This is a genomic window from Luteipulveratus mongoliensis (assembly GCF_001190945.1).
GTDB lineage: Bacteria > Actinomycetota > Actinomycetes > Actinomycetales > Dermatophilaceae > Luteipulveratus > Luteipulveratus mongoliensis.
In genome coordinates this window covers 1,174,831-1,199,090 of the sequence record NZ_CP011112.1, presented here as the reverse complement: position 1 = coordinate 1,199,090, position 24,260 = coordinate 1,174,831, and the positions used below count along the sequence as shown (strand labels likewise).

Genomic DNA, 24,260 nt, shown 5'->3' with positions numbered 1-24,260 from the left:
CGTGACCTGCATCACTCAGCCGTCGTCACCGATCAGCTGATCGGGCTGTCCGGGTTGCTCAGGGACAGGTCCGGATCGTGCGCGCCCATGTCGAGACGGAACGGCGGATACACATCGGTCATCAGTGCGGCGTACGCCGCCACCCGCAGCACCCACCGGTTGAGGCCGAGGATGAGGTTGTAGAGCGACCTCGGATACGTGCCGGTGAAGGCCAGAGCGATCGCGGCGATCAGGACCAGGAGACTGATCAGTCCAGCGCTCCCTGAGTGGACACCATCGGACCGCGCCGCCCAGGATCCGCCGCCGAGAAGCACTCCCACGATGAGGTAGTGCGGCACCGCGAGCAGCCACCACTTCACCAGGACCAGCCCGCGAGACAGCTGTTCGGGGTAGTCGATCTCGAGGCGAGCGGGGTAGTCCGGGACATCTGCCAGGGTGAACGGCGGGTAGCGGTCGGTGCCGTTGGCGCTGTACGCGTAGTACCCGACCCGCCAGGTCCAGCGCAGCACGCCGGAGTTCAGGTCGAACAACGCCCGGGGGTAGCGCCCGGTGACCAGGATCGCGAAGAAGGCGATAACGCTGGTCACGATGAAGGCGACCCAGAGCGCCAGCAGGATGACGACGTGCGGCAGGACGAGCAGCCACTTGACCAGCCACAGCCAGCGAGACGCATCGGGGCTGTCGGCACCGTCGACATGTACGGGATAGGCAGGGCGGGGTAGAACCTCGGCGTGTGCGGCCATCGTGTTCCTCCTGAGCTCAGCGAACGTGCGTCCACAGTGCACTCGCAGCACGGCCACGCCCAGGGCACAAGGTCCCCCTCATCGGCGCGATTGATGCCCTGCTTCCGTCTGCGGGACCAACGGCCCTGTAGCTGGCCGGACATCACGCCCAGGGTGGTGGTGCCCGAGCAAAGGAACCAGCCATGCAGACCCACGAAGTTCCACGCGGATCCCTTGTCGTCGGGGTCGACGGATCGCCGGAGAGCGACGCAGCCGTGCGATGGGCGACGTTCGAGGGTGAGCGGCGTGGATTGGCCGTTCATCTCCTGCGCGCCCCTGACCACGGCAAGGCGATCCGGTCTTTGATCTCCGCGTCGGCCGTTGCGGAGGCCGTCGTCATTGGTTGCAGCGGCGCAGGAGCGATTCAACGCGCGCTCATGGGTTCGGTCGAGGTGCAGCTGGCAGCAGACGCGCACTGTCCGGTTGTCGTGGTGCGAACCCCGGTGCAGCAAGCAGCCCCGAATGCGCCCGTTGTGGTCGGAGTCGACGAGGGGGAGGGACTGACCGGCGTGCTCGAGTACGCCTTCCGAGAGGCATCCTCACGCGGGGTGCCGTTAGTTGCCGTGCACGCAGTGGACCGTGAGCCTGACGCGCCCACCGGCGGGCAGGAGGAGGCGAACGCCGATGATGACCCGGCCGGCGCGTACACGATCCTCGAGCAGGCACTGGCGGGGTTGGTCGAGATGTACTCGGAGGTCGAAGTCCGTCCTCTGACGGTCAGCACCAGTGCCGTGGAAGCGCTCATCGGGCAGAGCGAGAACGCTTGCCTCCTGGTGATCGGTACTCGCGGGCGACGCCCGCGGGGTGGGTTCCTGCTGGGTCCGGTCAGCAGCGCGGCGGTGCGGCACGCGTCGTGCCCGGTCGTCGTCATCCGGACGCCGCAGGGGCGTACGGATGCCACGAGCGGTGAGGCGACCGTCGCCGGAGCCCGAGCGATCTGATCAGTCTTGAGCGACCGTCGACATCGCGACATGTCTCTCGAATGGCGTTGGCAGAGAACGCTATTGGGAGGGACCTTGGCCCCTACCGGGTCGCCTCTCAGCGGCGGATCGTGGGGCCTATCAAGGATTCATGCGCCCACCGTGGCGTCTAGCTAGGGAGCTCCCCGTGAATGCCATCAACCACCTCGTCCATCGTGACTCGGTTTCCGTCGATCGCCCCTCGCACGCTCGACCGAGTCCGACCGCTCTGCACTGGCTCACCGCCATCACCCGGATCAGCCTCGGATGGATCTTCTTGTGGGCCTTCCTCGACAAGACCTTCGGGCTCGGCCACGAGACGACCAACGCTCAGGCCTGGGTCAACGGCGGGCACCCGACGTACGGGTTCCTGCACTTCTCGGCGGCCGGGCCGTTCAAGGGCTTCTACCACGGCATCGCCGGGGACGCCTGGGCAGACTGGCTGTTCATGATCGGCCTGGCCGGTATCGGCATCGCGTTGGTGCTCGGTGTCGCTACCCGTGTCGCAGCATGGTCCGGGGCGTTGATGCTCGTGGTGATGTGGACCGTGGTTCTACCGCCGGCCAACAACCCGTTCATGGACGAGCACCTCATCTACGCGATGGTCCTGCTCGCACTGCCACTCCTACACGCGGGCAACACCTTGGGACTCGGTCAGTGGTGGCAGGGTCTACCGGTCATCTCGCGCCACGCGAGCCTGCGCTGAAAGTCCCGGTCGCACCGTCCTGGTGGACAGTGCGACCGGGAAATGCCTGCTGCTCAGACGCCCGCGGCCGCGACACGGTCCGCGACGGACTGATCCACCGCGGTCGGTGTCGGGACCACCACGACGGGGCAGCTGGCGTTTCTCATGGCGCCTTGGCTGACTGAGCCCAGCAGAAGACCGCCGACCGCGCGGCGCCCATGGGTGCCCACGACGAGCAGGCCGGCGTCCGCGCTGTACTTCACCAGGGCCTCGGTCGGGTCTGATCGCACGACGCGGCGGCGGAGCTCGACGGTCGGGAAGCGCTCGGCCCAGCCGGTGAGGATCTGCTCGAGGTCGTGGTGAGCTCGGGTGACCGTGTCGGTTCCGTCCTCGGCACTCGTGGGCAGCACGGTCGCGTAGGCGAACGGGTCCATCAGCCAGGCGTGCACGGCAACGAGCGGGACGCTGCGACGCCGCGCCTCCTCGAAGGCGTACTGCAGGACTGGTTGAGTCCGGTGGCCATGATCGACACCGACGACGACTGGGCCGGCCGAGTGGCCGGCGGATATCGACGGGCCGACCACCACGACTGGGCAGCGAGCCAGGGCAGACACGGAGATTGGCACCGAGCCGAGCAGGGCATCCTGCAGAGCTCCGGAACCCCGGGAACCCACGACAACGGTGGTGGCCGTGTCTGCAGCGGCGACGAGAGCCGACGCCGGCCTGGTCTGCGGCTGGCTCCAGGTCAGGCTCAGACCGGGTTCGCGCCGCTGCACCCTGCTCAGCCCGCGTCGGCAGATCTCATCCATCGAGCGCGCTTCCTCGTCCGCATCCTCCGGCAGGCAGTCGGGATTGTCGGCGTGCACGAGGTGCAACGGCAGGTCTCGGTCAGCGGCGTAGGCGGTCGCCCAGTCCAGTGCGTTGACGCTCTCGGACGACCCGTCCAGGCCGACAACGATCGCTCCGGGAGGGATAGGGCTGCTGGTCATGGCGTACTCCTTGAGTCATCTGTGCTGTGCCACCCCACGCTGCCCCTCAAACGGCGGCCCTCACAGGGCCATTGGTCCCGGGACCGGACATCAGCCCCGAACGGACTGCTCGGTGCGGGCAGCGACGACCAGGCCGGCCGACCATCCGGGTGCGCGACCAGATGCCGGCGGTTGGGCGCTCGGCGCGGTGACGTCGTGACCGCTGCTCGCGAGGAGCCAAGAGGTGAGGGAGTTCGAGTTCCACATCTCGCCCGTACGTTGTTCGTCGCGTCCCCACATGACCGACGGGAACGAGGGCACCAGATCGAGCACACGATGGGCCTGTAGGTTGCCGGTGCCGACCCGCCGCGGACTGTCGATCGCCGACCGCAGGTCAGGAATCGTGACGTTGCGCCAGCACCGAACCTCGTAGCGAAAGAGGCGAGCTCGACCCAGCCATCGCAGGCCGACTGGACCTTCGGTCACGACTCCGCGGTCGGGCTCCTCGAGCGCCCAGACCGGCGCCATCGCACCCACCGCCCTGGTCGCCGGTTCCGAGCGGGATCCGGTAGAGGTCGACACCCGGGGAGGTCACGGCGATGTTCCAGTCAGAGTCCGCAAGCCGGACTCGTATCCGCTGCCGACGCTATGCACGTTGTACGCGATGTCGTCGACGGCGAGCTCCACGTAGGTGAACTCACCCTCGGGTGGTGGCGCGTGCCAGCGGCTCTCGCCCGCGGCGAGCACCCGTCGACCGCGTACGTCTCGATGCTCCGACAAGGGCGTGGACCAGCCTTGCCGGGTGAACGACTTTCCGTCGCTGGAGGCCCGCGACCGGTCCTGCGATGTGAAATTGACCAGGTCGTGCTGAGGGTTAAAGGTCAGGACGGCGGAGACGCTCTGGTCATTATCGGTGAAGACACCACGAACGTGCTGCGCGTCCAAGAGTGTCCATCGGATCGGGGCACCGATGATCGCGCCCGGCGCGAACACGACGAGGTCGTTGAACACAGTGACGGTCTCACCGCGATTCATCTCCGGTCCGGCCGCGTCGACGACCGTGACCAACGACAGCAGCTTCACGCGCATGGTGGCCGTTGAAGCGGCGAACAGATGCAGCGCGGTAACCGGCAGACCGGACTTGGTGGCGTCCATGATGAAGACCCGCTGTGGCCGTGGCCAGTACGTGTTGACCTGCGTGCCATGGAACGGCATCCACGCCTGGGTGGGACCACCGCGGATCCGGCCATGGAAGGTGGCCGAAAAGTTGGTCACCCGTGGTCGTCCTACGGCCCCGGAGCGCCGCACGTAGGCAGCGACCGGTTCTGGCAGGCCCCGCAGTGCGCTCTCGGTGAGCAGTGACGGTGTGGGTCCGGCTTCGGCCAGGGCGCGGGTCGCTTGCTGGCTCCACTGGGCGTGGAAGCTGCCAGGGCCCGCCGCGGCAAAGGCGTAGCCGGCGGCGAGAAGGAGCAGGACGTTGACGGCCGTGCCCGCCTTCGCGTCACTCCAGGCGGTCGCGATGGCCATCTGAGAGGCCAGCACGCCGGTCAGCGCAACCGCCCACCACCACGTCGGCGCACCCGCAGCGAGAAGGCCCGCGGCCGCAAGAACGAGAAGCGCCGCTACGAGCCACAGAACGCCTGCAGTAGGTCCGACGGGTGCGCTGAGCTGGGCAACCTCGTTCCAACCGAAGCCCTTGACCGCCCCGAGCAGATGGATGAGCCCATGGACCGCGAGGCCGGCAACGACGATCCAGCGGATGATGTCGGTCATTCAGATCCAACCCCTTCGGGTCCACACGTTCGATGGGCGTTCGTGCCTCGCCGGTCAGAACGTCGTCGTCCCCACGAGCGCGTTGTTAGTCATGACGGTGGCCGTCCCACGAGCCCTGCTACAGGGCCATTGGTCCTGGCCCCGGACCTCGGGCTCATAAGATGGCCGCGTGGTGGATTCCTCAACGGATCCACGCCGGACGCCGCCGCTCGTGACAGCGGCGCTCGACCTGGATGACCTGATCCAAGAACTCCGTCACCGAGCGCTGGCCTCCACACAGGCACAGCAGCGGGTGGCGGCACTGCTCGACGCGGTGATGGCGGTCACCGCAGACGTCCAGCTCAGCGACGTGCTCACCCGCATCGTTCGAGCGGCGTGCGAGCTCATGGACTCGAAGTACGGCGCACTGGGCGTCCTCGACCGAGGCCGCGAGCACCTCGTGGAGTTCGTGACCCAAGGCCTGAGCGATCAGGAACGCGCCGCCATCGGCGAGCTCCCGCACGGCCACGGCGTCCTTGGCCTCCTGATCCGCGAACCCCACGCAGTCCGCCTCAGCAACCTGTCAGCGCACCCAGCGGCATCCGGGTTCCCGCCCGACCACCCGCCGATGCGCACCTTCTTGGGTGCACCGATCCGCATCCGGGGCCGGGTGTTCGGCAACCTTTACCTGACGGAGAAGCACGGTGGAGGCGACTTCACCGATGACGACGAGACGATCCTCGTCGCTCTGGCTGCCGCGGCTGGGATCGCGATCGAGAACGCCCGCCTCTACGAGCGGTCTCGCCGGCAGCGGGCGTTGCTCGAGGTAGCCGGCGAGCTCGGCCAACGTCTGCTCGAAGGCACAGCGGAGCGGGATGCGATGGCGTTCCTGGTCGCTCAGGCGTGCGAACACACATATGCCGCAGGCGGACTGGTCGCGTTGTACGACGCGGCTGGCGACCTGCGGGTTGTCAGCCTCTCCTCCTCTGGCAAGGACTCCGAGGTCGGCGCGCGGCTGCGAGACCCCGGCTGGCACCTGTTGATCTCAGAGCATCGGGCTGTGCTGGCGCCGCCCGAGGAGTCCGGTCGCAACGACGCTCTCGCCCGTCAGGCACGACAGCTCCTGAACATGGAAGACACGAGTCCGGCCGCGCTGCTGCCCGTCGTGATCGGTGATGACAACCTGGGCGTGCTGGTCCTGGTCTGGCCGCCCGATAGCGAGACCGTCGCTGCGGAGATGGTCGAGCTCGTCTCCGTGCTGTCCAACCAGACGGGCCTCGCCCTCGTGGCCGCTCGAGCCCGACAGGACCGGTCGCGACTGGCGCTTCTGGAGGACCGTGACCGCATCGCCAGAGATATGCACGACCACGTCATCCAGCGCCTTTTCGCGACCGGGCTGTCGCTGCAGGCCGCGGGCCGGCTCGCGACACATCCCACCGTTCGCGAACGCCTCGACGAAGCCGTCGAGGACCTCGACCGCGCCATCAAGGACATCAGGCACACCATCTTCGAGCTGCACCGGGCACACGCCCCGCAGGACCTCAGCCAGGACCTGAAGGTCATCGTCGAGGACTCGACGGACATCCTCGGGTTCTTGCCCGATCTCCAGGTCAACGACGACCTGACCGATCTGGGCGCCGACGTCGAGTCCGACGTGCTGGCAGTGGTCCGCGAAGGTCTCGCCAACGTTGCCCGGCACGCCCATGCACAGCATGCTCAGGTCGCTCTACATCGATCGCCAGACCGCCTGACCACCGAGATCGTCGACGACGGCAAAGGCCTCAGGGCCAGCGATCCCGGCAGCGGCCTGGCCAACCTGCGCCAACGGGCCACCACCCGGGGCGGAACACTGGAGCTCACGGACTCCCACGGCCAGGGCACCCGACTGGTGTGGAGCATCCCGCTCGAGAACGCACAAGCCGGGACCAAGGGCCCTGTGTAGACGCCGCCGGCGGCCGCAGGCTCGCACTCAGTCCTGTTGAACGTGAGTGGAGGCCACAATGTCCAACGCACCTGCGCTCATCACGCGAGACCTGCTGTTCCCCACGCCCCCATCTGCCAGGCGGCCCAGACACGCGGAGGACGCCGGCGCAATCGTCGTCCCCCACGATGCCAGCAGACCCAACCTCGCCCTGCTGGAGTACGCCGCACATGAGGCCGTTGGTCAGGGCCGCCCCTTGCGTGTCATCGCCGCCGCCGACGGCCGCCACGATGTCGGATGCGTCCTAGCCCAGACCTGGGACGCCGTGCACCTGGCGCTGCTCACTGAACCGACGCAGCCATGCCTGGTCCGTGTCGACGTCACACTGACCGATGATCCAGCTGCCAACCTGCGCGATACGACATCCTCCATCGACCGCGTCGTCCTCGACGAGACCACCTGGGAGCACCTCGGGCTGCGCTCGGCACCGCTGGCGACGGTGCCGGCATGACCAGCACCACACCGACAGCCACTGATTCGAGGGGCCACATGACGATCCGACTCTTCCTCCTGGACGACCACGAGATCGTTCGCCGGGGTGTACGCGAGCTGCTCGAGGCCGAGCCGGACCTGGAGGTCGTCGGCGAAGCCGGATCCGCCGCGGAGGCCCGGCGCATCCTCCCCGCGCTACGCCCCGACGTCGCGCTGCTTGATGCCCGGCTGCCCGATGGCTCAGGTATCGACGTCTGCCGCGACATCCGCTCCGAGTACCCACAGACCGCGGCCCTGATCCTGACTTCCTACGACGACGACCAGGCCCTGGCCACCGCGGTCCTCGCGGGCGCTGCCGGCTACCTGCTCAAGGACATCAAGGGCAACGGGCTCACCGCCGCGATCCGCGCGGTCGCGGCTGGGAAGAACCTGCTCGACCCTGAACGGGTTCGTCGGGTGCGCTCCTCGTGGGCACGCCCGCAGCAGCGCGACACACGCCTGGACCTGCTGTCCCCGCAGGAACGCCGCATCCTTGACCACATCGCCCAGGGCATGACCAACCGCCAGATCGGCGAAGCACTCTCCCTCGCGGAGAAGACTGTCAAGAACTACGTCACGTCGGTGCTGGGCAAGCTGGGCGTAGAGCGCCGCACCCAGGCCGCGATCTACGCCGTCACCCAGGACGAACCACAAGAACCGCGCCGCTGAGTCGGACAGGTCCGGGACCTTCGCCTCTGCAGTCGAGCAGCCCACGGGCGCACAGTCGAGTTATCAAGCCCGCGAAGGGGGTCTGCCATGTCCAGCCCAATGATCGTGGTCGGAATCGACGGCTCGGAGCGTTCCCACGACGCGCTGCGCTGGGCCCTGGCCGAGGCGCGGCTGCGTCGCTGCAGTGTGCAGGCCATCACCGCCTGGCCAGCAGACGCCGATGAGGACGCCGGTCGACGAGCCGATGAGATCCAGCGGCACGTGATCGACCTGGTCCTGCGCGACGAGCACGAACCCGCGCCACAGCTGTCGTACGAGTGCGTCCCCGGCCGCCCCGAAGAGGTCCTCGTCCACGCCTCCAACCGCGCCGCGCTGCTGGTGATCGGCAGCCACGGCACCCAGTCGATCCGGCATGCCGCACTCGGGTCCGTCAGCGAGTACGCGGCTCGCCTCGCCGGATGCCCCGTCGTGGTCACGCCGGCGCCCACGCACGAGTCCTCACACCGGATGCATGCGGCGACGGTCAGCGGGACCGGACCTGCCTCATCAACGACGACTGCTCCAGAAGACGCAGCGGCCGACGTCCCGCCGCGCGTCACCGAACACTTCGTGTGGCGCAACCGGCTCCACGGGTCCTGAGGCTCGACCAGGCCGGCGCCAGCACAAGGGCCTTCATGTATCTGCGGCCACTGCCACGACCGAAGGGTTTGAGATGTCGACCACCGCAACGATCACGAAGGAGTCGTCATGATGGATTGGAACGATGGAGCGGGTGTCGGCTGGGTAGCCGTCTGCGTGGGAGTCCTCGGCGTCCTCCTGCTCGCCGTCTCGGTGGTGATGATGCGCCTGTTGTACCGGCCGACACCTCCGCTGCAGGACATCGGCCCGGAGGAGGCCCTTCGCTCACGGTTCGCGCGTGGCGAGATCGACGCCGAAAAGCTGGACCGCGCGCTCACCGTGCTGGCCACGACGCCGTCGGACCCCACTCGCTCTGCGCACCTGACATGAGCCGTTGGACTCAGCATCCCGGTGTGCGCACCGGCGAACATCTGACGGCCGGTGAGCGCGCCGCGGACACGGTCCGCAACGGGATGGGGTCCTGGCCGTTCGTCTTCGTCTTCTTGATGGCGATGGCGGTCTGGGCGTGGTTCAACAGTGACGACGGGTTCGATCCCTACCCGTTCATCCTGCTCAACCTCTTCCTGTCGATGGTCGCCGGGCTCCAAGGCGCCATCCTGCTCATCTCGGCCAAACGCGCCGACTCCATCAGCAGCGAGGTCGCGCTGCACACACTGGCCAACACCGCCCGACTTCAGCAGCTGATCCAGACCAACACCGACCTGACCCTGCGGGTCTCCCAGCTCTCAGCGGAGATCCGCGACCACATCATCGCCGGCGACACGACCGCGCAACAGCAGGCGTCCGAGGGCGCCTCACGGGCCCCTGCGGCAGCGATCAAGAACGGCCAGGTTGTTGGGTCTCCGCCTCGGGCATGACGAAACATGTTGGCCGCCAACTGGTTTGGGTGACCCTGCCCGCCTTCAGGACCTGGACGCGGCCGCCGCCTCGGGGGAATCACTCGTCGCGGTCTGTCCGGTGCCGCGGACGATCGCGACCGGGCTGTGCGCCTGTCGCATCACGCGTTGGCTGACCGACCCCAGGATCAGCCCTCCGAGCTCGTGGCGCCCCCTGGTGCCGACGACCAGCAAACACGCAGATCCGCTCGCATCGACCAGTGTCTGAACGGTATTGGCGCAGACGGTGCGCGCCTCGACGACCACGTCCGGGTGGCGCGCGGAGTGCGGTGCGAGTAGCTGGCTCAGCACCTCCGGCTCCCTCCGGTAGGCATCCGGAGTCGCGAACTCCCAGGCTGGTATGGGCATGGCGTACGCCGCAGGGTTCGGCTCCCAGGCGTGGATGGCCACGAGCCGGACCTTCCGCTCATCGGCCTGCTCGAACGCGTAGCCCAGGGCCGACGCATTGCAGGGCGCACTGTTGACACCGACGACGACCGGTGCGGCCGGCGCCCGTCGGTCGACGCTTGCCTCGGCCACGACCACTGTTGGACAGTGCGCCTCTGCTGCGACCTGGACCCCGATCGAGCCGTTCGTCAGACGGTCGAAGGCGCCCTGATGATGCGAACCGACCACGACAAGGGCAGCCTCCACCGAGGCCTCGACCAGTGCCTGCCCGGCCGCCCGCCACGGGGCGCGCCAGGCGACGAAGAGTCCGGGCTGCAGACTGCGGGCCCGGCACCGTGCCGCGAGGCAGACCTCGTCATTGGTCATGCCGGCGTAGGTGTCTTCGGGGACACGTCCGGTCGAGTGCACGAGATGTAGTGGTCGCTGCAGACGCCTCGCCTCAGCGGCCGCCCAGTCCAGTGCGGGGTTCGTCGCGGCGAGGCCGTCGACCCCGACGACGACCGCCCCACTCCTGTGCTGAGAACTCATGATCTCCTCCTGGCTCGTCATGCCGTCACTGCGGAGTGGTCGGCGATGCCGATGGACGTCCCGCGTGGTGCATGCACGAGGACCACAGGGCAGTAGGCGTGCCGCAGCACCCTCTGACTGACCGATCCGAACAGCAGCCCCCCGAGCTCATGACCGCCACGTGTGCCAACCACTAAGAGACAGGCGTCCTCGCTCTGTCGCACGAGAGCTTCGACAGCACCGGTCCGGAGCGTGCGGCGACGGACCTCGACCTCTGGGAACCTCTCAACCCATCCGTTCAAACACCGCCTGAGCAGCTCGCGCTCCTGGCGGAATCCGTCCTCACCCTCGGCCCACATCGGCAGACCCGAGACGTACGCGCCCGGGTCCTGCTGCCACGCGTGGACCGCCACCAGCGGCACGCCTCGACGGGAGGCCTCCGCGAATGCATACGCCAGGACCAGGTCCATCTGCCGATTGTCATCGACACCGACGGCCACCGCCGCGTCCACGGCTCGCGCGACAAGGGGCGCTCGGACCACTACCACCGGACAACGTGCCTGAGCACCGACCTGAACCGCGATCGATCCCTTGACCGCGCTGCTGATCGCACCTGCCCCCCTGCCACCGACCACGATGGTGTCTGCGATGCGGGAGGCATCGATCAACGCCGGGATCGGACTGCCTAACGGCTCACTCCAGGTGGCGACCAGCCCAGGCACACGTCGGCGGACGTCCCGCAGCGCAGCACTGATGACTGGATCGACCGCGCGCGGCTCGCGTGCGTAGTCGGCGGTGAGCCATGGCGCGGCATCCGTGGCGTGCAGCACGTGGACCCAAAGGTCGCGGAGTGTGGCCTCTCGCACCGCCCAGTGCAGTGCAGCCTGGCTCGCGGTCGACCCATCGACGCCAACGACGATGGCGCCCGACGGGACTTCATTGGTGGTCATGACGTGCCCCCTTTGCTCGGTCTCCTGCCACTGTGGGTGTCGGCGCCGGCAGGGTGCAGGGCACTTGGTCCCGAGGTCTGCACGGTCAGAACCTCTCGCCATCGCGTTCGGGGTTGTCCCAGCGCAGGCGGTGACATCCGCGCCGGGACTTATGGCCCTTCGCCCCAGCAGGGTTTGCGCACACGCTGAGGGCATGAACATCACTCACACCGAGAAGCTGAGCACCTCAGAATCGCTCGCGCTCCTACGCGGTGCGCCAATCGGGCGCCTCGCCGTCGTCATCGGCGAGCGGCCCGACATCTTCCCGGTCAACCACGTCATCGACCACGGCGCGGTGGTCTTCCGGACCGGATCGGGTTCCAAGCTCGCGGCCGCGATCGGGCAGCACGTGGCCTACGAGGCCGACGGCTACGACGCCTCCAACGCTCAGGCATGGAGTGTCGTCGTCGCCGGACGCGCGATCGAGATCCTCCAGCTGCACGACGTACTCGAGGCCCTCGGCCTACCGCTGTTCCCCTGGGAGGCCGGCGCCAAACCACACGTCGTCCGCATCGAGCCCGACGACATCACCGGTCGGCGCTTCGCCGTCCACGGCGGCACCCGCCTCGCCCTCGGCGGGCCGCTTCCCGCTGACTCTCGGGTGCAACCCCCGAGGATTCGGACAAGTTAGTGAGACGAGCCGGCGGGTGAGACCTTTGACGACTCACGGTCCAGGATCGGATCGGCGGCAGTCTGGTCGGCTCCCGCAGCCCGATAGGCCCGGTGAGTGTGAGCCAGCGCGGCAGCCCATGTCTGAACCGGCAGCTGCTCGCGATTGTGCCGGGAGAGCTGTTCGCGCACGGCGCGGTCACGTACGAGGGTGGTGACGTGCTCTGCCATCTCGCGATCGTCTCTGGCGAGCAGCCCCTCGTGCCCATGACGAACGAATGATGCGACACCGGAGCCACGGTGCGCGACGACTGGGAGCCCGGCAGTCCGGGCTTCCAACGCGGCGATCCCGAACGACTCCCGGTGCGCTGGGGCCAGGAAGACTGACGAGGTGGTCATCGCGCGCCTCACGGCCTCCCGATCGAGCTGTCCGGCCAGGATGACGCGGTCCTGTAGGCCGTGCCGACGCACGTAGGTCTCGAGCGCGGGCCGACTCGGGCCATCTCCGATGACGACAGCCCGCATCGGTGTGCGCTCAGCGACGGTGTGCAAGATCCGCGCAAGAGGGAGGGTGCGTTTGAGCGTGGTCAGTCGCATGACGCTCAGCACCGTAGGCAGGCGAGATGCCGTTGACTCCGGCTCCGCAGCGCCCGCGCGCCAGTACTCGAGGTCGACTGCGTTAGGGATCACGTCGACAGGCGCCCCGACGACCTGGCGGACGTACGTCGCTGCCTGCTCACTGACCGCGCTCCAGACGACGGGCCAGCGGTGCACTCCGAGGGAGGATCGGATGAGCGGCGTCACACGTGCGAGGTCTTTCCACCACGAATGAACAGTCACGACGGTCGGGATTCCCTGGCGCGCCGCGGTGGCTGCCGCCGACAACGCAAAGGGGGACACGATCGAGACGTGGATGTGGACGACATCGGGTGCCAGGGAGGCGAGCTCGCGTCGCCCGACGCGCGCGAGTCGACGTACCTGCTCGCCGCCGACACTCGTCTCCGGACTCGCCCCAGATCCCAAGGACCAGGCCGCGACCGTCACGTCGTGTGCGTGTTGCCGCTGCAGACGAGCCAGATCACTGATGTGCAGCTCGATACCGCCCACGCAGGGGAGATAGCTGTCCGTGACGTGCAGGATCTTCACGCGCGACCCCAATACGTTCGTGCAAGGTCGGCGGCCGATGGCCGGTCAACCTCGACCCCCGACAAGACGTGTACACATCGGCGCAGATGTCTGTTAGTGGATCCGTTCACCTGCCGAGTATCGGGGTAGCGGTGCAGACTCGCGAGGAGGGTCCGGCTGAAGACCGCACAGGCGAGCAGCAGGGGCGGCTGCGTTCCAGCTGATTGTGCTGTCTGCGCAGCGAGGAAACTGATGGAATGGGGCCGACCTTTCAACAGGCATCGACGGAGCACGGGGAGTTCGCAGCAATGGACACGTCCACGTATCTGAAAGCGGTTGTCGAGCAGACGAACACGCTCGCCAACTGGGTGAACGGCAAGGATGCGGCCGCCCCGGTGCCGACGTGTCCGGAGTGGAACCTGGCCGATCTGGTCGACCATGTCGGCAGCACACAGCGCATGGTGGCCATGCTCGTGGGCGAGCAGATGAGCGAGCCGAGCAAGGCGTTCGCCGGCTACGTCCCGGCACCGACCGACTCGGCCGAGTGGGGCGCGTGGCTGACGGGCACCGCAGCCGAGGCGAAGCAGGCGTTCGAGTCGGTCGCCGATGACGCGCCGGTGTGGGATCCGTCCGGCGCCGCCGCAGGCGTGCCGTTCTGGTCACGTCGGCTGTTCGGCGAGGTGTGCGTACATCGCGCGGACGCGGCTGCCGCGCTCGGTACGACGTACGAGCTGGCGCCGGAGCTCGCCGTGGAGGCGGCCGAGGACTGGCTGGACACGATGACGTCCCGCGGCTACTGGGAGAACAGGGAGGGCTTCGCCGACGCGATGCGCGGCGACGGGCAGACCCTGCACTTCCACGCCACCGATGCTCCCGGGGAGTGGCTGGCCCGCCGCGAGCAGGACCAGGTCGCGCTCGAGCGCACCCACGCCGACGCGGACGTCGCCGTACGCGGCCCGGCCGCCGACCTCATGCTCGTTCTCAGCAGGCGTCGCCCATTGAGTGCGGCTCCGGCGCTGGAGGTGCAGGGCGATCCGGCCCTGTTCGACCACTGGATCAGCCACATGGACTGGGTGACCGGCTGACCCGCCTCTGTGGTGAACCCGCGCGAGAACGCTGTTACGTTCGTCAGCATGTCCTCGTTGGCGAATCTCGCGAAGGTGACCGGTTGGACCTGCGTCGGGATCGGCGCGCTCCAACTACTTGGCGGTGTGCGCGTCGAGCCGGGGATGGCCGAGGACGCGACAGTGGACTCGCACGTGCGCTTCATGGGGCCGATGTTCATGGGCTATGGCCTGGCATGGCTCGACGCAGGGCGTGGGCCACAACCGGACCTCCAGAGGGCACGCATCCTTGCTGGCCTGATGGCGCTCGGCGGCGTCGGTCGGCTCGTCACTCGGGCCACGATCGGTCCACCCACGCGCTTGCATGACGGATTGCTGGCCATTGAGCTCGTGGCACCGGCAGTGGTCGAAACGTTTGCCCGGCGCGGGCGCGCCTAGCAAGTCGAGTGCCAGGCTCGCGAGGAGAGACGACGGCAAGGAGCGCACAGGCGGCCTGAGTGCGCGGCTTGGCCGGCTCAGTCGAAGGTCGGGTCCGGAAGGAACTGCCGGACCCGCTGCGGACAACGGCACGCCACCGCGATCTTGCTGGCCCACTCCTGAGCTGCCTCGAGCGTCGGCACATCCACGACCGCAAAGCCGCCGAGCCGCTCCTTGGCCTCCGGATAGGGGCCATCGGTCACCGACCCGTCGGGGGCCACGGTGCTCGTCTCCACCTCGTAGTTCAGGCCGCCACCGAAAACCCACACCCCTGCGGCCGTTGCCTCTTCGCCGACGTCTGAGGCGGCCTTCGCGATGGCGGGCAGCTCCTCCTCGGTGAAGACCATGGCGGCGTCGTCGAACGAGATCAGATACTTCGTCATCTCGGGTCATCTCCTGCTGCTCCGGGGCAGCCCTGATGGGCCACCCTCACCAGTACTACGAACGCTGCCGCCCTGATGCGACACCCGCCCCGAACTTCCGGTGCCGGTCACCAGACGCCCGGGATCAGCCGCTTCGTCCGTGCCATGTAGTCGCGGTACGGCTGCCCGAGCTCGGTCGCCAGCACGCCCTCCTCGACGTGGATGCGGTGCACGAATCCCACTGCCGGCGGGACGAACGCGAGCACCAACGACGGCCAGTTGTCGAGCGCGAGCCCCAGACCGAGGAGAGCCCCGATGAGGCCGAGGTACGACGGGTGCCGCGTGAGGGCGTACGGCCCCGTGTCGACGACCTGCTGGTCCGCCTGGACGTCGACGTTGAAGACGAAGAACCGACCGAGCGTCCGGATGGCCCAGATGCGATACGCGACGGCGACCGCGAAGATCACGAGCCCCGTGATCAGCGGCCATCGCGCTCCACCTGGCAACGACGGCCCGAGCGGCGACACAGCCATGGCCAGGCCGACGCACGCGAATGCCGTTGCAAACAAAGGGATATGACTTCGATCGGCATCGCCGCCGGTGCCCGTACGTCGCGCTGCGAAGACGACTTCGCTGACGCCCCAGACCGCCGTGCCACCGAAGAGGAGGACGGCTGCGACGACATGGTGGAAGGCCAGGGGGCTCACGCAGGACACGCTAGCCAGCCGCACGTCTGCCGCGATGGACACATGACCCAAGATTTCGGCCAATGCCTTGACCACCGGAGACAGCGCTGTGAGCCTGAGTCAACGTTCCGAGGAGGCACGACATGGCCGATCTGTTGATCGACTTCATCACTTCGCTTGACGGGTACGGCGCGGCCGAGGGCTGGCCGGGCTTCTGGGGCATGGAGAGCCCGGAGTACCTCGGGTGGCTGGGCGAGCAGCCGGAGCACACCCACCTGATGGGCGCCAACACCTACCGACTCATGTCGGGCTTCGCTGCCAGTGGCGAGCCGGGCATGGATCCGATGGCCGCAATGCGCAAGATCGTCTTCTCGTCGACGTTGACCGAGCCGCTCTCGTGGGACAACACCACTCTCGTCTCCACAGATGCGGTCGAGGCCGTACGCGAGCTGAAGGCGACCGAGACGACTCCCCTCGCGACACTCGGGAGCGTGAGCCTGTGCCGGTCGCTGCTGACCGCCGGGCTGGTCGACCGGTTCCGTGTCGTGGTCTTCCCCGTGATCACGGGGAAGACCGGCCAGGAGCGGATCTATGACAGCTATCCCGATGTCGGGCTGGAGCTGACGGAGAGCCGCACCTTCGAGGGTGGGCTGCAGCTGCTGGAGTACGTGCCCCGGATCCTCGACGGCCCGCCCAGCCCGCAGGGCTAGAGACCTGGGTGGCAGGGGTGACGCATGTGTCACCCCTGCCACCCCAGGAAAGTGCGGACTAGCCGCAGTGGACCCACTTGTCGAAGCTGCCGGCCGAGTCGCTGTCGGCCGCCCAGACGCCACCCGACCACGCGACGCAGTGGCCGTTGGTGTTGGTGAAGTAGGACGCTCCCGCGTAGGTCGTGAAGGCGCCCGAGTTGTTCTCGATGGAGTCAGGCCCATCCAGCTTCTTGTTGTTGTTGCGGTCCACCATCAAGACAGCTTGCGCAAGTTGCCATGGATGTCCCTCCATCGAGTCGCGGCGCCTGCCGCGACGAGCTCCCACCTCGGAGTGGGTGGGTCGCCCAAAAGTACGGCGGACCGCAGCACCGCGTACCCGGTTCGGCGATGGCTCTCCTGACCAGCGCCGTACCCCTCCGCCCACTCAGTTCCGTCCGACGTGCATAGCGCGCCTACGCATGGCCCCAGACCACGCGGTCCCGTGGGTCGAGCTCCCACAGCCTCGCGTTGCGCACGTTTGACCGAACGCATCAGCGAGGGTTGTCGGCACGCCAGGCGACGTAGTCGGCGACTGCCGCGGCGACGTCGAACTTCGGCTCGAAGCCGGTCTCCTCGGTGAGTCGGGTGATGTCGAGGTAGGGGTCCTTGCCAGGTCCGCCCTGCCTGCCGGGCAGGAGGTCGAGCCGCGCCCCAGAGACGTTCTCCTGCAACGCATTCGCGAACTCGCGGTTGGCGTACGGCCGCCCGCTCGACACGTTGTAAGTGTCGTGCTGCAAGGTCTCCGCCGTCGTCAGGAGCGCGATCGCACGACCGGCGTCTGGTGCGTAGCAGCTGTCCCCACCGTCGTCGGCGTACAGCTGCGGCGGCTCCTCGCCGCGGAGCACGGCGCTGATGTAGGGCGGGATGTAGCAGAACGGCGACTCCGGGTCGACGAGCGGACCCCAGATCGTTCCGATCCGCAGGACGACCGGCTGCACGCCGCTGCCCTGCAACGCGTGCGTGGTCAGCGGCTCGACGGCCTTCTTGAACGCGATGATCAGGTGCGGCAGCGCCGTCGTGGGCAGGTCCAACCCCTCGTGCCAAGGGATCTCGCTGCGACCGATGTACGCACCGAGGCTGCTGGCGACGGCGAACCTGCGCACGCCCCAGGCGCGGGCAGCGTCCAGCGCGTTGAGCAGACCGATCGTGTCGGTGCGGAAGTAGTCGACCGGGTTCTCGCCGGGGATCGACCCGGCGAGGTGCACGATGTCGCTGATGTCGTACCGATCGCCGAGCGCGAGGAAGGCCTCGCGGTCGGTCACATCGAGCGGCTCGACGGTGACCTGACCGTCGAGGAACGACGGGACGTCAGACCGCCGGTGTGTGGTGACGACGACCTCCTGGCCGAGGTCGATGAGCGCACGAGCGGTGTGCGCGCCGATCATGCCGAGCCCACCGGTGACGAGGATCATCGGGTCACCTCGAAGTGGAGGTGAGTCACGCCAGGAGCCGGAACGGCTTCCAGCAGAACGAGATTCACGTGTTCCGGGAGCTCTTGAAAGTACGGGCGGCCAGCGCCGAGCAGGACCGGCACCTGGTGCAGCACGACCTCGTCGACGAGCCCGGCCTTGAGCGCCTCGGTGACCACGCCACCTCCCTGCAGGGCCACGTCCTTGTCGCCGGCCGCCGCCTTGGCCGCCGCCACCGCGTCCTCGATCCCGGTCGTCACGAGCGTCTGCTGATCGGACTCCTCGGCTCGTGGAGCCGGGCGGTGACTGAGGACGACCAGGGACGTGTTCGGGACCGGGCTGCCGCCGCCGAACTCCTCCGAGTCGTCGTACGTCTTGCGCCCGCAGACAACCGCGCCGATGCTGCCGGCGAGGGCGTCGAAGACTCGGGCGCTGGGCTCGCTGAGCTTGAAACCGTCGAAGACCTGGCTGGGGACGTCTCCGCTGAAGTACCAGTCGAAGAGGAACCCGGCGTCGCCGAGCCCGCGGCCCGGACCGGGGTCGCGGCCGGTGAGGTAGCCGTCGACCGAGACGGTGAGGGCGCTGATGACTTTGCTCATGTCTGTCCTTCGCTGTTGATCAAATGGCTTGCGGGAAGTCGAAGAATCGGCCGGGGTCGTAGGCGTTCTTGACCGCGGTCAGTCGGCCGTAGTTGCAGGCGTGGTACGCCGTCGCCCAGTTGTCGAGCGCCGGGTCGGGGAAGTTGGGGTAGACCCGCCCAGACCCGTCGGGGTGGGCGATCGCCCAGGACGCGTCGACCCAGGGGTCGGCAGGCTCGGCGATGTGGGCGGCTAGGAAACGTTGGTCGCGGTGGGCGAAGGCCGTGGCGTCGTGAGCGACCCGGTTGTACGCCCCGCCCAACGCCATGAAGGCGATCTCTCGTCGGCCCGCCGTGCCTGGTGTGCCGAGCTCGGCCAGCAGCGACGCCACGGTGCGGTCGGTCATCGAGCGGGAGAAGAGCTCCGACCTCATCCGCTCGGCACGTACGGGTGAGCCGGGCAGGCCGGACATGCTGCCCTTCACCTCGACGTACGGCACGTCGGCGCACAGCTCGATCGTGGGGGCCGAAGCTCCGCCGGCTCGGTCGATGAGCTCTTGGAGCACCTCCCGGGTCGAGCCCTCATCGAGGGTGGCCGCGCCGAGGAGGTACGCCCGTACGGGTGCTCCGGGCTCGGACTCCACCGTCAGCTTGGCGGTGATCTCGTCCGGGGCGTCGGGCGCCCAAGCCTGCCAGGCCGACACCAGCTCCTCGAGCCCGGGGCCGGACCAGTGCGCCTCGATGCGGGTCGTCATCGGCTCAGCAAGGGTGTCGAACCGCAGTGACGTGACCACCCCGAACTGGCCGCCGCCTGCGCCGCGCAGACCCCAGAACAAGTCGGGTTCGTGGTCCTCGTCGCACTCCACGAGGCTGCCATCCGCGAGCACGACCTGGGCGCCGACGAGCCGATCGCAGGTCAGCCCGTACTGGCGCCCGAGCAGACCGATCCCACCGCCGAGGGTGAGGCCGGCGATGCCGACCGTGGGACCGCACCCGGCCGGCAGGGTCCGACCGTGAGCGTGCAGCGCTGAGTACACCTGTCCCTGCAGGGCACCGGCTCCGACAGTCGCCAACCCGCCATCCGCCACCGAGATGTCGGCGAGGCCCGACAGGTCGAGCACGATCCCGTCCAGTGACGATCGGCCCGCGAAGCAGTGCCCTCCGCCTCGAGGGGCGACGCGTTGCCCGGTGGCCCTCGCGTACGTGATGGCGCCGACGACATCGGACACCGAACGGCAGCGAACGACGAGCCGCGGACGCGCCTCCCGGAAGACCGGATTGACCGGGCGACGGATCTCCTCGTAGCCCGGCGAGGCGGGGCTGAACAGCTCGCCGTCGAGTGACGCGGCGAACTCGGCTTGGTCTGGCATGGCTCGAAACTACGAGCCCCCACCACCGCGGGTCTTGAACGAATCGCGCACGCTCAGACGCGTATCGGTGGCCTCCCGCGAGTGGCGAGGAAGGGCACGTACGACCCGGAATGGTCGTGGTCACAGGCGCATCGTTCGGCGTTCCCGCCGAGGAACTCACGCGGAGTGAGGCCCGTCATGCGCAGGCACTCGCGGCTCAGATGGGCCTGGTCGGAGTAGCCGACGTCGACCGCCAGGCTCGCCATGCCGTCCGCGCCACGCCGCCCGCTCGCGACGGCACCGGCCTGTGCCAGTGCGAGGAAGCCCTGGAATCTCAGGGTCCGCTGAAGGGTCTTGGGGCTCATGCCGACGGCGTGCAGACAACGGCGGCGCAGCTGGCTCGCAGAGAGCGCCAGGTGACCGGCCAGGGCGTCGATGCTGACCGGGTGCCACGGCATCAGCGCGAGGACGGCCTCGCTCACCAGCGGATCCATGCGGACTGTGGTTCGGAACTCACGTACGAGGTGAGCCTGCAGGAGCATCAGCGCCCGCTCCGGCGTACCGGCGGTCGCCATCGACTCCACCAGCCGGTCCGCCGAGCTGCGCCACAGGTCGGCCAGGCTCAGCCGCTGATCCACCAGGTCATCGAGCACCGTCGGCAGGGGCGGCGCCGTACCCGGGTTGAACCGCACTCCCACGATGGTCGTGTGCGCCGGGATGACTTCGATCTCCGAACGCGTCAGTGGACCGACCAGCTGCGGGCGACCGCCGATCGGGAAGTGGATCTCAACGCCGCCCGTGGGCAGGTGCCGTTGCACGTACGCCATCGCGCCGGTGCGCTGGATCCAGACTGTCCGGACCACCCCCGCCAGAGCCGGTAACGGAGGGCGCTCAAGGTACGACTCCATTGCCGTCATCTTGGCACCGAAGCGCGGCGATCGACGAGGTTCGGAACCCCTGGCTACGCGCGGGCGTCGGTTACGTTGGTCCGCGTTCACCACCGTCAGGAGTCACACCGTGGTCATCTTGGTCATCTGCGTTGTCGCCGTCATCGCCTTCGGACTGCTGGTCACGGCCCTGACCAGGCGCGGCGCCAGCGGCTTCCGAGGCAAGCGCCGGGACACCAAGAACACCGAACGGCAGGCGTACGCCGCCTCCCGCGGCTGGCAGTTCGCCGAGGCCGACCCGTCACTCGTCGACCGATGGCCCGTACGCCCCTTCACCCAGCGCGGCGACAACCGCCGAGCCTTCGGCGTCGTCCACGGCGCGACGACCGGCGGCGTGCGGTTCACGGCCTTCGACTACGAGCGACGTGCCAGCGTGACCAGCCACGGGATCCACGAGACCGAGACCTACGAGGTGCTGACGGTGTGGGTGCTCCCGCTGCCCGCCGCGGCACCGGACGTGCAGGTGTTCCCCAACTTCATCGACATGGGCGCGACCGGAATCCCGTTGCCGGACAAGAAGTTCGGCTCGCGCTACGTCGTGCAGTCAGGCGACCCGGCCTACGCCGCCGGCCTCTTCACACCCGAGGTGATGGCGCACATGAAGGCTCACAAGCTCGAGGTCTGGGCGCTGCACGGCTCGGACCTGATCTACACGCAGACCATGGCGCGACCCAACCGGACTCGGCCGGAGCAGCTGGAGCAGACCGCGGACCAGCTCGCCCAGCTCGTCGCGCTCCTCCCGGCCTCAGCCTGGAAGCGTTGACCGACCCCTCGAGGCACGCGCAGCTCTGGCATCGAGCCGCAGTCAGAGCAGCGACCCGATACCCGACCTGCGCGGCAGTCGGGCCGGCGCCGCGCCATTCCTAAGATGTGCAGATGACGCCCTGGCGCGCGCTCGCTCTCGTCCTCCTGCTGACAGGTGTGGCGCTGATGATCGCGGCCAGCATCTGGGCGCCCAACCAGCCGGAGTTCTTCAACCTGGGCGGCGCCTGCCAGCTCGCACCGTGCGGCGAGCTGGAGGATCCGCCGAGATGGCACGCCGCATGGTGGCTGTGGACGGCCGGTGCCGTGCTGGCGATCATCTGTATGGCGCCGCTGTCCGACCCGATGCGGTTCTCGGCCCGCGCACTCCTCGCTTCGGTCCTGGCCGTGCCGATCGGCGTGGTCGTCCTGACGTACGCCGCCATGATGGTTGCGCTGTTCACGTCCACCCAGGGTGCCGCCACGGTCGTCGTCCTCGGTGCCGTACTTCCCGTAACGGCCGCCGTCGCCGGCCTGTTCAAGCGCGCGCTCGAGGACGAACGGGATCGAGAGGACGAGGCCACCCGCGAAGCCCTCATGCAGTGAGCTCCGGTACGCGGTCGATCGGTTCGCGCAGGACGTCGAGAACGCGGGTGCGATGGTTCGCGACGGCGTACGGGACGAGGAGAGCTGCGAAGCAGCCGATCGCGACCGGCGTCCCGAACGCCTCGGCCAACCCGCCCGCGAGCAGGGTCCCGAGCCAGGTGAGTGACTGCGCCGCAAACATCGTGGTGGCACCGACCCGTCCGAACAGATGGTCGGGTACGAGGGTGGCGGTGTACGCCTCCCAGACGGAAGCCGTTGGCACCGAAGCGAATACGAAGAGACCGGCCGCGATCGCGAGCTGCCACGGCGCTCTGGTGAGTGCGACGGCCGCGAGTGTGACGACGTACGCCCAGTTGCCGACGACGAAGATCCGACGAGCGGAGACGGCCCGGATCAGGCGGCCGGTGACCAGTGATGCGATGACACCGCCGCTGAGGATCGCGGCGTTGGTGAGGCCGATGACGTGGGGCGTCGCTCCGTGCTCCTTGAGCAGCACGATGGCGAGCAAGATGACGCTGCTTCCGACCAGGTTGGTCACGGCGACCCAGCCGGTCGTGTAGCGCAGAAACGGATCGCGTACGACGATGCGCGCCCCGGCGCGAATGTCGGCGACCATGCTCGGTCGCCTCGTCGAGCGGTCGCCGCGGTCGGGACCGAGGTCGGCCTTGATGCCGAGGTTGGCGATTGCGGCGAGGAGGAAGCTGACGGCGTCGGCCACGAAAGGCACCCACCGGGAGAGGCCGAACAAGATGCCGGCGACCGGACCGCCGACGAGCTGCGCGACCTGGTTGAGGCCCTGCTCCTGAACTGCGCGGGCGGCCAACTGGGACCGCGGGACGATCCGTCGAAGGGACGGCATCACTGCGGCGCTGACGATGCCGCTCGCCATGCCCAGTCCAGCCGAAAGAACAACAAGCAGAGGCAGATTCACCCCTTGCGTCAACGCCGACCACGTGATGCCGGACATCAGCCCGCACTGGATGAGCGCGCCGATCACCAGGATCACCTTGCGTGAGCAGCGGTCGGCCAGTGCGCCACCGAGCAGCTGGGTGGTCAGACTCCCGAGCCGCTCTGCGGCGCCGACGAAGGCGGCGTCGAGCACTGATCCGTCGCCGAAGATGATCAGCAGCGGGAGGGCGACGACGGAGATGCTCGAGCCGACGGTCGAGAAGAGGCTGCCCGTCCACCACCGCATGTAGTCGTGATTGCGCCACAACGACGTGTCGAACCCGGTGTCGCTGCTCATGACTCCGGGTCCTCGCGCACGGGGAACCCTTGGATCTGGAGGAGAACGGTCTCCGCATCCGAGCCTGCGGTCGCGTGCTGCTCCGTCACGTCCCGCACGACCGCTCGCAACCGGTGACCCAGCTCGGCGAGCCCCTCGGGCGTCAGCCGCATCGGCGGACAGGACTCCAGAATCCATGCCCGACGCCAGTCCTCGGGCCACTCCTCACCGAGGAACTGCTCACCGCGCTGAAGGTGCTGGCGCATCACGGTGTGCAGGACCGTGGCGGCGTCACCGCGGGTCTCAGGGGCGGCGAGATAGGACGCTGCGTCGATCGACCAGCCGGAGCCGACCGCCTGCCACCAACGCTCGCGCCGGGTGCCGCGGTCCGGGATCTCCGCCACCAGGCCGCCCTCGGCCAGCTTGGTCAGGTGCCAGCTGGTCGAGCCCGACCTCACCCCCAGCCGCTCGGCCAGTCGAGCCGAGGTCGAGGGTCCGTCGGCAGTCAGCATCTGCACGATCTGGACCCGCATGGGGTGCGCCAGCGCCCGAAGGCTCTTGGTGCTCAGGTCAACGGAGTCGTTGCCGGGCTGGTCAGCTGCCATGTCCCCAGTGTGCAACTTGCCAAGACTTCTTGGCAAGCGTTCTT

At 68.3% G+C, this 24,260-nt stretch carries 30 protein-coding genes; 14 read left to right on the top strand and 16 right to left on the bottom strand.

Going from position 1 to position 24,260, the window contains the following annotated elements; genetic code table 11:
• Nucleotides 1-32: 32 nt before the first annotated feature.
• Entirely contained in the window at nucleotides 33-743 is a 711-nt protein-coding gene (locus VV02_RS05630) for a DUF4389 domain-containing protein (RefSeq protein ID WP_052590378.1), read from the bottom strand.
• Nucleotides 744-925: 182 nt separating this feature from the next.
• Here VV02_RS05630 and VV02_RS05625 point away from each other — a divergent pair, with 182 nt between their 5' ends.
• Together VV02_RS05625 and VV02_RS05620 are read left to right on the top strand one after the other, a co-directional pair.
• Complete coding sequence (locus VV02_RS05625) at nucleotides 926-1,723, top strand: universal stress protein (RefSeq protein ID WP_052590377.1); 798 nt, start codon at nucleotides 926-928, stop codon at nucleotides 1,721-1,723.
• Nucleotides 1,724-1,889: 166 nt separating this feature from the next.
• The gene (locus VV02_RS05620; protein ID WP_218917352.1) at nucleotides 1,890-2,447 is read left to right on the top strand and encodes a DoxX family protein; all 558 of its coding nucleotides are present in this window, start codon (nucleotides 1,890-1,892) and stop codon (nucleotides 2,445-2,447) included.
• Nucleotides 2,448-2,500: 53 nt separating this feature from the next.
• On the opposite strand, the gene VV02_RS05615 is transcribed toward VV02_RS05620, so the two are convergent.
• From VV02_RS05615 to VV02_RS05605, 3 genes are all read right to left on the bottom strand, one after another.
• On the bottom strand, nucleotides 2,501-3,415 hold the full coding sequence (locus VV02_RS05615; RefSeq protein WP_052590375.1) for a universal stress protein: 915 nt from the start codon (nucleotides 3,413-3,415) through the stop codon (nucleotides 2,501-2,503).
• A gap of 90 nt (nucleotides 3,416-3,505) precedes the next feature.
• Nucleotides 3,506-3,922: a hypothetical protein gene (locus VV02_RS05610; protein ID WP_157063282.1), complete on the bottom strand. Its 417-nt coding sequence runs from the start codon at nucleotides 3,920-3,922 to the stop codon at nucleotides 3,506-3,508.
• A 63-nt stretch (nucleotides 3,923-3,985) separates the two neighbouring features.
• Nucleotides 3,986-5,167, bottom strand: a complete 1,182-nt coding sequence (locus tag VV02_RS05605) for a DUF6544 family protein (protein ID WP_052590373.1) — start codon at nucleotides 5,165-5,167, stop codon at nucleotides 3,986-3,988.
• Between the two features lie 172 nt (nucleotides 5,168-5,339).
• Here VV02_RS05605 and VV02_RS05600 point away from each other — a divergent pair, with 172 nt between their 5' ends.
• From VV02_RS05600 to VV02_RS05575, 6 genes are all read left to right on the top strand, one after another.
• Nucleotides 5,340-7,088 carry a sensor histidine kinase gene (locus VV02_RS05600; protein WP_169787645.1) on the top strand — a complete coding sequence of 583 codons (1,749 nt, stop codon included), beginning with the start codon at nucleotides 5,340-5,342 and terminating at the stop codon, nucleotides 7,086-7,088.
• 58 nt (nucleotides 7,089-7,146) lie between these two features.
• Nucleotides 7,147-7,578: a hypothetical protein gene (locus VV02_RS05595; protein ID WP_052590371.1), complete on the top strand. Its 432-nt coding sequence runs from the start codon at nucleotides 7,147-7,149 to the stop codon at nucleotides 7,576-7,578.
• A complete protein-coding gene (locus VV02_RS05590; RefSeq protein ID WP_281177286.1) occupies nucleotides 7,575-8,267 on the top strand; it encodes a response regulator in 693 nt (230 codons plus the stop codon). Before VV02_RS05595 ends, VV02_RS05590 begins: the two co-directional genes overlap by 4 nt.
• An 87-nt stretch (nucleotides 8,268-8,354) precedes the next feature.
• Entirely contained in the window at nucleotides 8,355-8,906 is a 552-nt protein-coding gene (locus tag VV02_RS05585) for a universal stress protein (RefSeq protein WP_083449940.1), read from the top strand.
• 111 nt (nucleotides 8,907-9,017) lie between these two features.
• Nucleotides 9,018-9,275 (top strand): SHOCT domain-containing protein, encoded by a 258-nt coding sequence (locus tag VV02_RS05580; protein ID WP_169787644.1) that lies wholly within the window; start codon nucleotides 9,018-9,020, stop codon nucleotides 9,273-9,275.
• The gene (locus VV02_RS05575; RefSeq protein ID WP_083449939.1) at nucleotides 9,272-9,763 is read left to right on the top strand and encodes a DUF1003 domain-containing protein; all 492 of its coding nucleotides are present in this window, start codon (nucleotides 9,272-9,274) and stop codon (nucleotides 9,761-9,763) included. Before VV02_RS05580 ends, VV02_RS05575 begins: the two co-directional genes overlap by 4 nt.
• 45 nt (nucleotides 9,764-9,808) lie before the next feature.
• On the opposite strand, the gene VV02_RS05570 is transcribed toward VV02_RS05575, so the two are convergent.
• Together VV02_RS05570 and VV02_RS05565 are read right to left on the bottom strand one after the other, a co-directional pair.
• Nucleotides 9,809-10,717: a universal stress protein gene (locus tag VV02_RS05570; RefSeq protein WP_169787643.1), complete on the bottom strand. Its 909-nt coding sequence runs from the start codon at nucleotides 10,715-10,717 to the stop codon at nucleotides 9,809-9,811.
• Nucleotides 10,718-10,734: 17 nt separating this feature from the next.
• Nucleotides 10,735-11,646 (bottom strand): universal stress protein, encoded by a 912-nt coding sequence (locus tag VV02_RS05565; protein ID WP_052590366.1) that lies wholly within the window; start codon nucleotides 11,644-11,646, stop codon nucleotides 10,735-10,737.
• A gap of 193 nt (nucleotides 11,647-11,839) precedes the next feature.
• Between VV02_RS05565 and VV02_RS05560 the strand changes: the two genes are divergently transcribed.
• The gene (locus VV02_RS05560) at nucleotides 11,840-12,316 is read left to right on the top strand and encodes a pyridoxamine 5'-phosphate oxidase family protein (protein WP_083449937.1); all 477 of its coding nucleotides are present in this window, start codon (nucleotides 11,840-11,842) and stop codon (nucleotides 12,314-12,316) included.
• On the opposite strand, the gene VV02_RS05555 is transcribed toward VV02_RS05560, so the two are convergent.
• Nucleotides 12,313-13,440 (bottom strand): glycosyltransferase family 4 protein, encoded by a 1,128-nt coding sequence (locus tag VV02_RS05555; protein ID WP_052590365.1) that lies wholly within the window; start codon nucleotides 13,438-13,440, stop codon nucleotides 12,313-12,315. The genes VV02_RS05560 and VV02_RS05555 overlap by 4 nt on opposite strands.
• A gap of 287 nt (nucleotides 13,441-13,727) precedes the next feature.
• Here VV02_RS05555 and VV02_RS05550 point away from each other — a divergent pair, with 287 nt between their 5' ends.
• Together VV02_RS05550 and VV02_RS05545 are read left to right on the top strand one after the other, a co-directional pair.
• Complete coding sequence (locus tag VV02_RS05550; protein WP_052590364.1) at nucleotides 13,728-14,504, top strand: maleylpyruvate isomerase family mycothiol-dependent enzyme; 777 nt, start codon at nucleotides 13,728-13,730, stop codon at nucleotides 14,502-14,504.
• A 48-nt stretch (nucleotides 14,505-14,552) separates the two neighbouring features.
• Nucleotides 14,553-14,921, top strand: a complete 369-nt coding sequence (locus tag VV02_RS05545) for a DUF4345 domain-containing protein (protein WP_157063281.1) — start codon at nucleotides 14,553-14,555, stop codon at nucleotides 14,919-14,921.
• A gap of 77 nt (nucleotides 14,922-14,998) precedes the next feature.
• Here VV02_RS05545 and VV02_RS05540 read toward each other — a convergent pair whose 3' ends face one another.
• On the bottom strand, nucleotides 14,999-15,343 hold the full coding sequence (locus VV02_RS05540) for a YciI family protein (protein WP_052590362.1): 345 nt from the start codon (nucleotides 15,341-15,343) through the stop codon (nucleotides 14,999-15,001).
• Nucleotides 15,344-15,450: 107 nt separating this feature from the next.
• The gene (locus VV02_RS26300) at nucleotides 15,451-16,029 is read right to left on the bottom strand and encodes a methyltransferase family protein (RefSeq protein WP_245633001.1); all 579 of its coding nucleotides are present in this window, start codon (nucleotides 16,027-16,029) and stop codon (nucleotides 15,451-15,453) included.
• A gap of 122 nt (nucleotides 16,030-16,151) precedes the next feature.
• On the opposite strand from VV02_RS26300, the gene VV02_RS05530 reads away from it, so the two are divergent.
• Nucleotides 16,152-16,718, top strand: a complete 567-nt coding sequence (locus VV02_RS05530) for a dihydrofolate reductase family protein (protein WP_052590360.1) — start codon at nucleotides 16,152-16,154, stop codon at nucleotides 16,716-16,718.
• Nucleotides 16,719-16,776: 58 nt separating this feature from the next.
• Here VV02_RS05530 and VV02_RS05525 read toward each other — a convergent pair whose 3' ends face one another.
• The 5 genes from VV02_RS05525 to VV02_RS05505 all read right to left on the bottom strand — a co-directional run bounded on the left by VV02_RS05525 (nucleotide 16,777) and on the right by VV02_RS05505 (nucleotide 21,000).
• Nucleotides 16,777-16,971, bottom strand: a complete 195-nt coding sequence (locus VV02_RS05525; RefSeq protein WP_052590359.1) for a hypothetical protein — start codon at nucleotides 16,969-16,971, stop codon at nucleotides 16,777-16,779.
• Between the two features lie 277 nt (nucleotides 16,972-17,248).
• The gene (locus VV02_RS05520; RefSeq protein ID WP_052590358.1) at nucleotides 17,249-18,169 is read right to left on the bottom strand and encodes an NAD-dependent epimerase/dehydratase family protein; all 921 of its coding nucleotides are present in this window, start codon (nucleotides 18,167-18,169) and stop codon (nucleotides 17,249-17,251) included.
• A complete protein-coding gene (locus VV02_RS05515; protein WP_052590357.1) occupies nucleotides 18,166-18,765 on the bottom strand; it encodes a dihydrofolate reductase family protein in 600 nt (199 codons plus the stop codon). Before VV02_RS05515 ends, VV02_RS05520 begins: the two co-directional genes overlap by 4 nt.
• A gap of 19 nt (nucleotides 18,766-18,784) precedes the next feature.
• On the bottom strand, nucleotides 18,785-20,113 hold the full coding sequence (locus tag VV02_RS05510; protein WP_052590356.1) for an FAD-binding oxidoreductase: 1,329 nt from the start codon (nucleotides 20,111-20,113) through the stop codon (nucleotides 18,785-18,787).
• A gap of 53 nt (nucleotides 20,114-20,166) precedes the next feature.
• Nucleotides 20,167-21,000: a helix-turn-helix domain-containing protein gene (locus VV02_RS05505; protein WP_052590355.1), complete on the bottom strand. Its 834-nt coding sequence runs from the start codon at nucleotides 20,998-21,000 to the stop codon at nucleotides 20,167-20,169.
• A gap of 109 nt (nucleotides 21,001-21,109) precedes the next feature.
• On the opposite strand from VV02_RS05505, the gene VV02_RS05500 reads away from it, so the two are divergent.
• Nucleotides 21,110-21,802 carry a type III secretion system chaperone family protein gene (locus tag VV02_RS05500; protein WP_052590354.1) on the top strand — a complete coding sequence of 231 codons (693 nt, stop codon included), beginning with the start codon at nucleotides 21,110-21,112 and terminating at the stop codon, nucleotides 21,800-21,802.
• Nucleotides 21,803-21,915: 113 nt separating this feature from the next.
• Nucleotides 21,916-22,386, top strand: a complete 471-nt coding sequence (locus VV02_RS05495; RefSeq protein WP_052590353.1) for a hypothetical protein — start codon at nucleotides 21,916-21,918, stop codon at nucleotides 22,384-22,386.
• Here the strand turns inward: VV02_RS05495 and VV02_RS05490 are convergent.
• Both VV02_RS05490 and VV02_RS05485 read right to left on the bottom strand, forming a co-directional pair.
• Nucleotides 22,376-23,632 (bottom strand): MFS transporter, encoded by a 1,257-nt coding sequence (locus tag VV02_RS05490; protein WP_052590352.1) that lies wholly within the window; start codon nucleotides 23,630-23,632, stop codon nucleotides 22,376-22,378. The two genes, VV02_RS05495 and VV02_RS05490, sit on opposite strands and share 11 nt — an antisense overlap.
• On the bottom strand, nucleotides 23,629-24,216 hold the full coding sequence (locus VV02_RS05485) for a winged helix-turn-helix domain-containing protein (protein ID WP_052590351.1): 588 nt from the start codon (nucleotides 24,214-24,216) through the stop codon (nucleotides 23,629-23,631). Before VV02_RS05485 ends, VV02_RS05490 begins: the two co-directional genes overlap by 4 nt.
• Between the last annotated feature and the right edge of the window lie 44 nt (nucleotides 24,217-24,260).

Bases quoted from the DNA above. Each gene is read 5' to 3' on its own strand.
- VV02_RS05630 (WP_052590378.1), bottom strand. From the start codon at position 743: ATGGCCGCACACGCCGAGGTTCTACCCCGCCCTGCCTATCCCGTACAT.
- VV02_RS05625 (WP_052590377.1), top strand. From the start codon at position 926: ATGCAGACCCACGAAGTTCCACGCGGATCCCTTGTCGTCGGGGTCGAC.
- VV02_RS05615 (WP_052590375.1), bottom strand. From the start codon at position 3,415: ATGACCAGCAGCCCTATCCCTCCCGGAGCGATCGTTGTCGGCCTGGAC.
- VV02_RS05610 (WP_157063282.1), bottom strand. From the start codon at position 3,922: ATGGCGCCGGTCTGGGCGCTCGAGGAGCCCGACCGCGGAGTCGTGACC.
- VV02_RS05605 (WP_052590373.1), bottom strand. From the start codon at position 5,167: ATGACCGACATCATCCGCTGGATCGTCGTTGCCGGCCTCGCGGTCCAT.
- VV02_RS05595 (WP_052590371.1), top strand. From the start codon at position 7,147: ATGTCCAACGCACCTGCGCTCATCACGCGAGACCTGCTGTTCCCCACG.
- VV02_RS05590 (WP_281177286.1), top strand. From the start codon at position 7,575: ATGACCAGCACCACACCGACAGCCACTGATTCGAGGGGCCACATGACG.
- VV02_RS05585 (WP_083449940.1), top strand. From the start codon at position 8,355: ATGTCCAGCCCAATGATCGTGGTCGGAATCGACGGCTCGGAGCGTTCC.
- VV02_RS05580 (WP_169787644.1), top strand. From the start codon at position 9,018: ATGGATTGGAACGATGGAGCGGGTGTCGGCTGGGTAGCCGTCTGCGTG.
- VV02_RS05575 (WP_083449939.1), top strand. From the start codon at position 9,272: ATGAGCCGTTGGACTCAGCATCCCGGTGTGCGCACCGGCGAACATCTG.
- VV02_RS05570 (WP_169787643.1), bottom strand. From the start codon at position 10,717: ATGAGTTCTCAGCACAGGAGTGGGGCGGTCGTCGTCGGGGTCGACGGC.
- VV02_RS05565 (WP_052590366.1), bottom strand. From the start codon at position 11,646: ATGACCACCAATGAAGTCCCGTCGGGCGCCATCGTCGTTGGCGTCGAT.
- VV02_RS05560 (WP_083449937.1), top strand. From the start codon at position 11,840: ATGAACATCACTCACACCGAGAAGCTGAGCACCTCAGAATCGCTCGCG.
- VV02_RS05550 (WP_052590364.1), top strand. From the start codon at position 13,728: ATGGACACGTCCACGTATCTGAAAGCGGTTGTCGAGCAGACGAACACG.
- VV02_RS05545 (WP_157063281.1), top strand. From the start codon at position 14,553: ATGTCCTCGTTGGCGAATCTCGCGAAGGTGACCGGTTGGACCTGCGTC.
- VV02_RS05540 (WP_052590362.1), bottom strand. From the start codon at position 15,343: ATGACGAAGTATCTGATCTCGTTCGACGACGCCGCCATGGTCTTCACC.
- VV02_RS05530 (WP_052590360.1), top strand. From the start codon at position 16,152: ATGGCCGATCTGTTGATCGACTTCATCACTTCGCTTGACGGGTACGGC.
- VV02_RS05525 (WP_052590359.1), bottom strand. From the start codon at position 16,971: ATGGTGGACCGCAACAACAACAAGAAGCTGGATGGGCCTGACTCCATC.
- VV02_RS05520 (WP_052590358.1), bottom strand. From the start codon at position 18,169: ATGATCCTCGTCACCGGTGGGCTCGGCATGATCGGCGCGCACACCGCT.
- VV02_RS05515 (WP_052590357.1), bottom strand. From the start codon at position 18,765: ATGAGCAAAGTCATCAGCGCCCTCACCGTCTCGGTCGACGGCTACCTC.
- VV02_RS05510 (WP_052590356.1), bottom strand. From the start codon at position 20,113: ATGCCAGACCAAGCCGAGTTCGCCGCGTCACTCGACGGCGAGCTGTTC.
- VV02_RS05505 (WP_052590355.1), bottom strand. From the start codon at position 21,000: ATGGAGTCGTACCTTGAGCGCCCTCCGTTACCGGCTCTGGCGGGGGTG.
- VV02_RS05495 (WP_052590353.1), top strand. From the start codon at position 21,916: ATGACGCCCTGGCGCGCGCTCGCTCTCGTCCTCCTGCTGACAGGTGTG.
- VV02_RS05490 (WP_052590352.1), bottom strand. From the start codon at position 23,632: ATGAGCAGCGACACCGGGTTCGACACGTCGTTGTGGCGCAATCACGAC.
- VV02_RS05485 (WP_052590351.1), bottom strand. From the start codon at position 24,216: ATGGCAGCTGACCAGCCCGGCAACGACTCCGTTGACCTGAGCACCAAG.